The sequence below is a fragment of the Actinophytocola sp. genome, from assembly GCF_009379765.1.
Classification (GTDB): Bacteria; Actinomycetota; Actinomycetes; order Mycobacteriales; family Pseudonocardiaceae; genus Actinophytocola.
In genome coordinates this window covers 1-7,101 of sequence record NZ_WHTD01000266.1, presented here as the reverse complement: position 1 = coordinate 7,101, position 7,101 = coordinate 1, and the positions used below count along the sequence as shown (strand labels likewise).

Genomic DNA, 7,101 nt, shown 5'->3' with positions numbered 1-7,101 from the left:
GCGAGCCGTTCCCGGCGGGGCCGACCGACGAACACAACGTGCACCCCGCCTGCCGCAGCCACCACCGCGGCAAGACCTTCGGCGGCTGGAAGATCATCAAACGCGGCGGGATCCTGGAATGGATCTCACCCTGCGGGTTCCACTACCCCCACCACCCCGAGCCCATCACCCACCCCGAACCAACCCACCCCGAACCAGCACCACCACCGTTCTGATGTGAACGGTGTGTCCAGGGGACTGGAGGCCGCGGCCGGGATCGGGCGTGACTGTTGGGCGGCGTTGAAAATGCCGATGGAGCGGGCGTTCACCGTGCCGACCTGAATTCGGTCAAAGTGGACGGTGTCGTCGGCACGTGCCGGTGTTCGTCGGCATGGTGCCGGATTCGTGGGTGAGCAGGGCCGCCCGACGCGTCGAAGAGTCGCGTGTTCGTCGTGCGTGGATGGAAACGGGCAGGGTGCAGCCAGGACCGATGGGGGTGGCTCAGCCGGTCGAGGCCGGCGCGAGGAGCCGGCCGCGGGTCAGGACCGTGATCGTCGACCACGGCTCACCGAACGCGGGCCCGGCGGATCCAGCCGCGCACGGTGCCCACAGGCGCGTCGAGCCGGTCCGCGATCTCGCGGTGGGTCTCGCCCCGGGCCGCACCGGCCAGCGCGTGGCCCACCATCCGCACCGTGTAGCCGCGCCGGGCAAGCAGCGCGGCGTCGAGCAGCACGTGCGTGGCCGCGCAGCCGGTGCGGCGGGCACGGTCCGGACGCACGGTCACCCTGGCGGCATCGAGGTCGTACACCGTGCGGGCGCGCGCGTGACCCCACGGAGCCAGCACCGCACCGCAGCCCGCACACCGCAACACTCGCCCGGCCAACGCCCGCCGCGCCGCCACCACATCGATGACCTCGATCAACGTCCATCCCATCAGGCTCACGACCGGCCACCGCGACCGGCAACGGGCAACTCGTGTTGCACCCTGGCCCGCCACCGACCGTCCACACAAGACCAACGCGGCCCACGACACATCCGGCACCTCGCCGACCATCCACACCAGACACGTCGCCATCAACCGCAGGCCGAGCCAGATGCCCCGACTTCATCGGCACGGTGCCGCCGCCTACGAACCCAGAAGGAGCAACGAGTTCCCTGGCATCCTCAACGCCCGATCACGCCCGCGACATCGGCATCCCCAGAGTCGCTCAACACCGTGACGCGCCTGAGTGGCGTGGATCAGAGGATCGCCACGTTTGATGTGCGCGGATCGAGACCTGCAAGTCGATCATTCGCGGGACGCGCCCCACCTCGGCAGAAGCGCCGACGGGTGGTCATCTCAGCTGGTCACTTCTGCCCAGCAGAACCCGGCCAGCACAGCCGCTGCCGCGCGATCCAGGACCGGGTCAGGGTGTCGGGCACGCTGCTCCTGCCGCTTGCGCGGATGCGCTCCGATCGCCGGCCGGTGTCGATAGGCCATGCGGACCCGATCAGCCGGGTGCTGCTGACTGACCAGGTCGGCGGTCCTCGCGTACCGTCGCTGGCCGGCGGACTAGCGTGGTCTCGTGATCGAGAAGACGGTGGCGTACGCCCTGCTCAAGGGGATGAAGGCGACCCGAGGGGCGATCTCGCCGGTGCTCGCCGAGCGCGGCCTGCACCCCGGCCAGGACCTGATGCTGTCGGCGTTGTGGCGGGAGGACGGCGTCAGCCAGGCGGAGTTGGTCGCCCGGCTCGGTATCGAGGCGCCAACGGTCAGCAAGGCGCTGCAGCGGCTGGAGAAGGTGGGATATGTGCGCCGGGAGGCCGGCCGCGGCCGGTCCCGCCGGGTGTACCTCACCGAGAAGGGACACGCGCTGCGGCGCCCGGTCGAGCAAGCGTGGCGCAACGCGGACCGGCGGCTGTCCCGGCGGCTCGGCGGCGAGGACATGGCAACTTTGCGCCGCATACTTAGCCGGCTAACACAAGAGTGAGTTAGCCGGCTAATATCGACGTCATGAAGATTGGTCTGCATCCCACGACGTTCAGCTGGCCGGGAGGTCCCGCCCGCATGGGCCAGACCCTGGGCGACATCGTCGACCGCGCGGAGGCCGCCGGCATCCACAGCTTCTGGCCCATGGACCACTTCTTCCAGATCCCGATCGCGGGCAAGCCCGACGATCCGATGCTGGAGAGCTGGGCGACAGTGGCGTGGGCGGCCGGCCGTACCCGCACGCTGCGGTTCGGCACGCTGGTCACCGGGGTGCACCACCGGCACCCCGGGCTGCTCGCCAAGTTCGCCACGACGTTGGACGTGTTGTCCGGCGGGCGCGCCTGGCTCGGCATCGGGGCCGGGTGGAACGAGGAGGAGTCCCGGGGCCTCGGCATTCCGTTCCCGCCGCTGGCCGAGCGGTTCGAGCGGCTCGAGGAGACCCTGGAGATCGTGCACCGGATGTTCGACGGCGACAGCACGGCCTACGTCGGCAAGCACTACCAGCTCGAGCGGCCGTTGAACGTGCCAGGCCCGGTGCGCCGGCCGCCCATCCTGGTGGGCGGTGGGGGCGAGCGCAAGACGCTGCGCCTGGTCGCGCGGTACGCCGACGCGTGCAACCTGTTCGAGCAGATGGACCTGCGGCACAAGTTCGACGTGCTGCGCGCGCACTGCGACACGGTCGGCCGCGACTACGACGCGATCGTGCGGACGACGTTCGGCCTGCTCGGCGAGGATCGGGACCTCGGCCGCGCGGTCGAGCGCTTCGCCGCGCTCGCCGAGCAGGGCGTCGACCTGTCGATCGTCAACCTCCCGGAGGTCCACGACCCCGCCGTGTTCGACTTCCTCGCCGATCTGGTCGGCGAGCTGGAACCGATCGGCCGTCCCACCCCTGCCCCGCTGCGCTGAGCCGGTCGCTCGAACCCGGCCCGCGGGATACTCGTGATCATGCGGGTGGAGATCAGTGTCGACTCGGTGGCCGGGGTGCGGGTCGCCGCGGCGGCCGGGGCCGACCGGGTCGAGTTGTGTGCCGGGCCGGCGGACGGGGGGCTCACGCCCAGCCGCGGGCTCGTCGAGGCGGCCGAGGTGCACGTGCTCGTCCGGCCCCGGCCCGGGGACGTCCACTACGCGGCCGACGAGATCGCGGTGATGATGCGGGACATCGCCGCGGCTCGGGAGTGCGGAGCGGCCAGCGTCGTGGTCGGGGCGCTCGACGAGCGCGGGGCGATCACCGGTCCGTTCGTCGAGGCGGCCGAGGGCATGCAGGCCACGCTGCACCGGGTGGTCGACGTCTGCGCGGACTCGCGCCGGGCACTCGACCGGGCGATCTCGCTCGGCTTCACCAGGGTGCTGACCTCGGGGCGCGAGCGGTCGGTGCTCGACGGGGCGCCGCTGATCAAGGAGCTCGTCGCGCGGGCGGGCGGCCGGATCCAGGTGATGGCCTGCGGGGGCGTCCGCGCGGGCAACGCGCGGCGGGTCGTCGCGGCCACGGGGGTCCAGGACCTCCACGCGGCCCCGCGCCTGCCGGTGCGCGGGGCAGCGGGACTCTTCGCGGGCGCCGGCGTGCCGGACGGCCTCGACCACTTCGAGACCGACCCGGCCGCCGTCGCCGGGCTGTGTGCGCTCAGGTGATCGCCCGCACCAACATCGGGAGCGACCGGTGCAGCGCGCGCTCCCAGTACGGCCTGGCGTGCCGGCCCGGGCCGTAGAAGTCCGTTGTCACCCGGACGTGCTCGGCGCGCAGGCGTTCGGCCAGCGCCACCGACTGCCCGCCCAGTAGCTCCTCCAACGGATCCGGCTGCGCGTCCGGCGGGTCGAGCGGCCCCGGCTGACCGTTGCCGGTCGACAGGTACACCGGGATCCCACGCAGCCGCTCGGCCAGGTCGTACGGGTTGTGCGCGGCCCAGGTCCGGGCCTGCGCGACGGGGTCGCCCCACAACGCGTTCGGGTCCGCGCCCGTACCGGCGACGATGCCCTGCACGAGGTCGGGGCTCGAGGTGGTGTGCACGACCCCGCTGTAGGACGCCGCGGCCCGGAAGAACCCGGGATGCCGCGCGGCGTAGGACAACGCGCCGAAACCACCCATCGACAGTCCGGCGACCGCGCGCTGGTGCCCTGACCGGTACCGGTGTTCGAGCAGCCGGCGCAGCTCGGTCAGGTGAAACGTCTCCCACGCCGGCCCGGACACCCAGTCCGAGTAGAACCCGGCCGGCCCGGCCTCGGGCATGACGATCAGCACGTTGGTGTGCGCGGTCAGCTCGGTGGCGTCGGTGTTGTTGGTCCACGACCGGAAACCGGTGTCGCCGTCGCAACAACCGTGCAGCAGGTACAACGTGGGCCAGTCGCGGTGCGGAAACCGTTGCCAGTCAGGCGGAAGCAGCAGCCGGACGCCCACGTCCCGGCCCACCGCGTCGGAATGGACGGTCAGCTCGACCAGCCGGTCGCCGAGCTTCTCCTCGTGAACTACCCAGGCCCCCGAGCTCGTCGCCGCCGCGGGCAGCGTGAGCACGAGGTTGAACAGCAACACCAAGGCAAGCAGGAATCCCCGGAATCGCATGCAGGACCTCCGTTGGTCTCGACCAGACCCATCCTGCGGGACGCCGGAACGGCGGGCAAGGGCTTACCTGGCGGTATACGGGCCGGTGGACACCGCGTGGTAGCCCTTCGCGCCGATCTCCATGGCGAGCGGGCTGCGGAAGTCCGCGCCCGCGGCGAGTTCGTTCAGGACGTGGCGGAAGTCGTGCCGCGGTCGCCAGCCCAGGACGTCGCGGGCGCGGGTGTTGACGTACACCCGGTCGATCTCCGGGAACATCCGCCAGCCGCGGCTCGCGTACAGGGCCGGCTGGTCGGGGTACAGGCGGGCCACCACGCTCGGCGCGTCGCGGTGCAGCGTCGGCAGGTCCGCGGCGGTGAACGGGGTCGTCGCGCTCACGATGAACCGGTCGAAGCCCAACGCAGGCGCGCGGGAGAGCGCGAGCAGGTGCGCGTCCACCACGTCGGCGATGTCCACCCGGCGGTACAGGTACTCGTTCGCCTTGAGGTTGGCGTCCTCGTAGGCCGTGCGGACCTCGTCGCGGTCGTCGGGCTCCGGGAAGAACCGCGACGTGCGCAGGACGACCACCGGCAGGCCGTGGTCGCGGTGCACCAGCTCGCACAGGTTCTCCGCGGCGGTCTTCGTGACGCCGTAGACGGTGCGCGGGATCGGCACGACGTCCTCGGTGATCCACGCCGCCGGTTCGCCCGCCCGCGGTGTCAGCGCGCGGCCGAAGGTGCTCGTCGTGCTCGTGAACACGACGCTCTCGACCCCGGCCGCGACCGACTCCTCCAGCAGCGTCAGCGTGCCGGTGATGTTGGTGTCGACGAACGCCTGCCGGTCGTGCGAGCCCACGTGCGGCTTGTGCAGCGTCGCCGGGTGCAGCACCGCCGACACCCCGGACAGGCACGCCCGCACGACGTCCGGGTCGGCGACCGAGCCGACCACCGTGGTGAACGGCGAGTCGAGCACGTCCACCCCCACCACCGGGCGCCCCTGCGCGCGCAGCACCCGGACCAACGCCTCACCCAAGTGCCCCGCACTACCGGTCACCAGCACTTTCCCGTCCGACACGTGGCCAGCCTACGGGGGAGCGGCGCACCGGTCAGCCGATTTCACCGGCCGGGGACGAGCGGGGTGAGCTGCACGATGTCGTAGCGCAGCCGCAGCTCAGCGATCGCCGACTGGTCCGGCGGCCCGCTGCCGGCGAGCAGCTCGGCCATCTCCCGCAGGTACTCCTCGTGCCCGGACGGCGCGACGAGGAACAGCATTCGCGCCGGCGCCGAGCCGGGGTTGGCGAACGCGTGCGGCGTGCCCGCCGGCACGTGCATCAGGCTCCCCGGCCCGCCGCGCACGACCTTGGCGCCGGACGCGGACTCCCAGCTCTGCCAGTCGCCCGAGGTCCGCACCCGCGGTTCGAACGCCAGCAGGTCGAGCTCGCCGTCGAGGACGTAGAACAGCTCCTCGGCCTCCCCGTGCAGGTGTGCCCCGACGTCGAACCCCGGCTGCACGTCCACGTCGAACACCGACCACCGCGCCGACTCCGCGGCGCCCACCTTCAGCGTCATCCCGGTCGCGGCGATCGTCGCACCGGCATCGGGCGGTAGCACCAGCCCATCGGTCATGCGTCCACCAACCAATCGTCCATTGTGGAAAGTCCAGGGTGCGATGCGCGCAGCGCCGGGATGTCGGCCCGCTCGCCGGCCCGCGAGTCGAACCACGCGAACATCCGTGCCACCTCCGGGTCGAACGCCCGCAGCCGGTCGAGCGGCACCTGCTCGAAGCGCGCCGGGACACCGCGGGCCTTGGCGAACCGGTCGGCGATCTCGGCGCCGGTCAGGCGGTCACCGGCGAGCACGACCGGGCGGTCCCACGGCCGGTCGAACGCCAGTGCGGCCAGCGCACCGATGTCCCGGGTCGCGATCAGCTGCAGCGGCGTGTCCGGCCGCAGCGCAAGGCCGACGACGAGCTCGCCGTCGACCATGGCGGGCTTCGTGTGCGTCGCGAAGTTCTCCATGAAGAACGCCGGCCGCACGATCGTGGCCGGGAGGCCGAGCGTGCGGATGTGTGCCTCGATCAGGCCCTTGCTCTCCACGTGCGGGATGCCCGTGTCCTGGTCCGCACCGGCCACCGAGCTGTACACGAGGTGCCCGACGCCGGTCTCCGCGGCGACCTCCGCGACGGCCCTGCCCCGCCGCACCTCGGCCACGACGCCCTCGGCGGACACCCGCGACCCGTCCATCATCGACAGCACCAGGAACACGCCGTGGACCTCGGACATGGCCGCCCGCAACGACTCCCGGTCGTCGAGGTCGCCGACCACCAACGCCGCACCCGCCGAGGCCAGCGCCCGCGCGGCGGGCCGGTCCGGGTCGCGAACGAGGGCGTGCACCTTCCGGCCGCGGGCGAGCAGCGCGCGGGCCGTCGCGCCGCCCTGCTGTCCGGTCGCGCCGATCACCAGCACCGTGTCGTTCATGAGGCCGACGCTAGCCGGGTATTCCGCACATGGGGGTTGATCAACTCGAGTTGGTTGTCGGGTGCGGTACTTGATCATCTTAGGGTGGTGGGGTCGACGCCGAGTAGATCCAGGAGCCGGGCCTGAAGTGGTGAGGGTTGGGGGATG

At 71.9% G+C, this 7,101-nt stretch carries 8 protein-coding genes and 1 pseudogene; 4 read left to right on the top strand and 5 right to left on the bottom strand.

Annotated elements, in window-relative coordinates; all coding sequences use genetic code 11:
* Positions 1–215 (top strand): annotated as a pseudogene (locus GEV28_RS41455) (HNH endonuclease); the annotation flags it as partial.
* Positions 216–544: 329 nt separating this feature from the next.
* Here GEV28_RS41455 and GEV28_RS41450 read toward each other — a convergent pair.
* The gene (locus GEV28_RS41450) at positions 545–922 is read right to left on the bottom strand and encodes a hypothetical protein (protein WP_291419731.1); all 378 of its coding nucleotides are present in this window, start codon (positions 920–922) and stop codon (positions 545–547) included.
* A 622-nt stretch (positions 923–1,544) separates the two neighbouring features.
* Here GEV28_RS41450 and GEV28_RS41445 point away from each other — a divergent pair.
* Genes GEV28_RS41445 through GEV28_RS41435 form a run of 3 tightly spaced genes read left to right on the top strand, consistent with a single transcriptional unit; the run spans position 1,545 to position 3,577 of the window.
* Positions 1,545–1,949 (top strand): MarR family transcriptional regulator, encoded by a 405-nt coding sequence (locus GEV28_RS41445; RefSeq protein WP_291419729.1) that lies wholly within the window; start codon positions 1,545–1,547, stop codon positions 1,947–1,949.
* Positions 1,950–1,972: 23 nt separating this feature from the next.
* On the top strand, positions 1,973–2,854 hold the full coding sequence (locus GEV28_RS41440; protein WP_291419728.1) for an LLM class F420-dependent oxidoreductase: 882 nt from the start codon (positions 1,973–1,975) through the stop codon (positions 2,852–2,854).
* A gap of 39 nt (positions 2,855–2,893) precedes the next feature.
* Complete coding sequence (locus GEV28_RS41435) at positions 2,894–3,577, top strand: copper homeostasis protein CutC (RefSeq protein WP_291419726.1); 684 nt, start codon at positions 2,894–2,896, stop codon at positions 3,575–3,577.
* Here the strand turns inward: GEV28_RS41435 and GEV28_RS41430 are convergent.
* From GEV28_RS41430 to GEV28_RS41415, 4 genes are all read right to left on the bottom strand, one after another.
* A complete protein-coding gene (locus GEV28_RS41430) occupies positions 3,570–4,502 on the bottom strand; it encodes an alpha/beta hydrolase family protein (protein WP_291419724.1) in 933 nt (310 codons plus the stop codon). The genes GEV28_RS41435 and GEV28_RS41430 overlap by 8 nt on opposite strands.
* 63 nt (positions 4,503–4,565) lie before the next feature.
* Positions 4,566–5,552 carry an NAD(P)-dependent oxidoreductase gene (locus GEV28_RS41425; protein WP_291419722.1) on the bottom strand — a complete coding sequence of 329 codons (987 nt, stop codon included), beginning with the start codon at positions 5,550–5,552 and terminating at the stop codon, positions 4,566–4,568.
* A gap of 41 nt (positions 5,553–5,593) precedes the next feature.
* Positions 5,594–6,103 carry a cupin domain-containing protein gene (locus GEV28_RS41420; RefSeq protein WP_291419720.1) on the bottom strand — a complete coding sequence of 170 codons (510 nt, stop codon included), beginning with the start codon at positions 6,101–6,103 and terminating at the stop codon, positions 5,594–5,596.
* Positions 6,100–6,954, bottom strand: a complete 855-nt coding sequence (locus GEV28_RS41415; protein WP_291419718.1) for an NmrA/HSCARG family protein — start codon at positions 6,952–6,954, stop codon at positions 6,100–6,102. The genes GEV28_RS41420 and GEV28_RS41415 overlap by 4 nt, the downstream gene beginning before the upstream one ends.
* Positions 6,955–7,101: the final 147 nt, after the last annotated feature.

What these genes read in the sequence shown, in the direction of transcription:
- GEV28_RS41440 (WP_291419728.1), top strand. Translation starts at nt 1,973, where the DNA reads ATGAAGATTGGTCTGCATCCCACGACGTTCAGCTGGCCGGGAGGTCCC.
- GEV28_RS41435 (WP_291419726.1), top strand. Translation starts at nt 2,894, where the DNA reads ATGCGGGTGGAGATCAGTGTCGACTCGGTGGCCGGGGTGCGGGTCGCC.
- GEV28_RS41430 (WP_291419724.1), bottom strand. Translation starts at nt 4,502, where the DNA reads ATGCGATTCCGGGGATTCCTGCTTGCCTTGGTGTTGCTGTTCAACCTC.
- GEV28_RS41420 (WP_291419720.1), bottom strand. Translation starts at nt 6,103, where the DNA reads ATGACCGATGGGCTGGTGCTACCGCCCGATGCCGGTGCGACGATCGCC.
- GEV28_RS41415 (WP_291419718.1), bottom strand. Translation starts at nt 6,954, where the DNA reads ATGAACGACACGGTGCTGGTGATCGGCGCGACCGGACAGCAGGGCGGC.